The following is a 1,467-nucleotide window of genomic DNA, read 5'->3' as shown; positions in this document are numbered from 1 at the left end:
AACAACATCGGCTATGCCTACCGAGAGCTGGGGAAGACCTCCCAGGCGCGCGATCACCACGACGAAGCCTACGCGATCTGCGTCAAGTCCGGCGAGACGTTCGAACACGCGCGAGCGCTTGATGGCATCGCAGCCATTCTCGCGACTGAGGGCGCACTCGACGAGGCCAAGCAGCGCTGGAACGACGCGCTCGCCATGTTCGAAGAACTCGGCTCTCCGGAGGCAGCCGACGTGAGAGACCGGCTCGCTCAGCTGCCGGCCGTGCCACACCCTTGGTCAGCGGAGGCTTCCGCGCGCACGACAGGCGATTCAGCGGTCTGACCCGATCGCTCGAGACACGCCGGCCGCTATGCTCACAGACGTCAATCACCGCATGGGTGGACAAGGGGACGGCGAGCCGTGAATCAGCGTGGGGACATGCCGGACGACATAAACGACAGCTCAAGCCGCGCCCACAGACGGGGAGCCCGGCCGTGGACACTCGCGGACGTGAGCGAGGGGTTACGGTCGATGCGCTCGGCCGCTGGTCACCCGTCATTCGCTGAGATCGCGAAACGAGTCGGGACAATCCGCGGCGCCCGCGGCGTTCCCGCCGGTGAGCAGCGCCCCGCACGGGCGACCGTGTACGACTGCTTCCGCGCCGACCGTCGCCGGCTGGATGTCGATCTGGTCGTCGACATCGTGCGGGCCCTCGGCGCCGACGACGCCGAAGCCGCCCGGTGGGCGCAGACCTGTCGAGCCGCACAGAGCCAAGCCGACGCCGCGACCGTCGTCACGGCCCATACCGACCTCCCCGCTGGAATCGACCATTTCGTCGCTCGCGACGACGAACTCGCCTCGATTCTCGACGCGTGCGAAGACGCGACGATGTCACACGTCTTCTTCATAGCGGGAATGCCGGGCAGCGGAAAGACCCAGCTCGCCATCAAGACCGCACGGCGCCTACTCGACTCGGCACGTGTCGAGGGCGTCCTCCACGCCGACCTCCGCGGGTACCACCCCGACAACCCGCCGGCCGACCCAGCCGCCATGCTGGACACCTTTCTCCGGCTCTTCGACGTACCCGCACGCGAGATTCCCAGCGGGCTGGTGCAACGGCAGGCCCTGTTCCACCAGCACCTCGGCAGCCGACGGCACGTCATCATCCTCGACGACGCATCCGAAACCGAACAGGTCATCCCGCTCATCCCCAGCACGTCTGGCACCATCGTGCTGGTCACCAGCCGCACCGCGCTGGACGGAACCACATTGAGCGACGGCACCAAGAGCGTCCGCGTGCCGCTCGACGTGTTCACCCCGGAGGAGGCCGTTGACCTGCTCCGGGACGTGGCCGGAGCCGACCTCGTCGACGCTGACATCTCTTCTGCCACCCAGCTCGTCGAAGCCTCCGGATGCCTTCCGCTCGCCGTCGGACTCACGGCCACGCGCGTCGCCGCGAAGCCCGGCTGGACGCTCGCCGATCATCTC

Annotated in this window: 1 protein-coding gene and 1 pseudogene; both read left to right on the top strand. The window is 67.8% G+C overall.

Annotated features, from left to right (window positions below):
* A partial coding sequence (locus ELR45_RS15830; RefSeq protein WP_165367812.1) for a tetratricopeptide repeat protein occupies positions 1-321 on the top strand: 321 nt, incomplete at its 5' end.
* Positions 322-489: 168 nt separating this feature from the next.
* Positions 490-1,467: pseudogene (locus ELR45_RS35255) on the top strand (tetratricopeptide repeat protein); the annotation flags it as partial.

Source organism: Phytoactinopolyspora endophytica (genome assembly GCF_004138495.1).
Classification (GTDB): domain Bacteria; phylum Actinomycetota; class Actinomycetes; order Jiangellales; family Jiangellaceae; genus Phytoactinopolyspora; species Phytoactinopolyspora endophytica.
The sequence above is the reverse complement of the archived record's forward strand: the minus strand, read 5'-3'. Positions and strand labels throughout refer to the sequence as shown.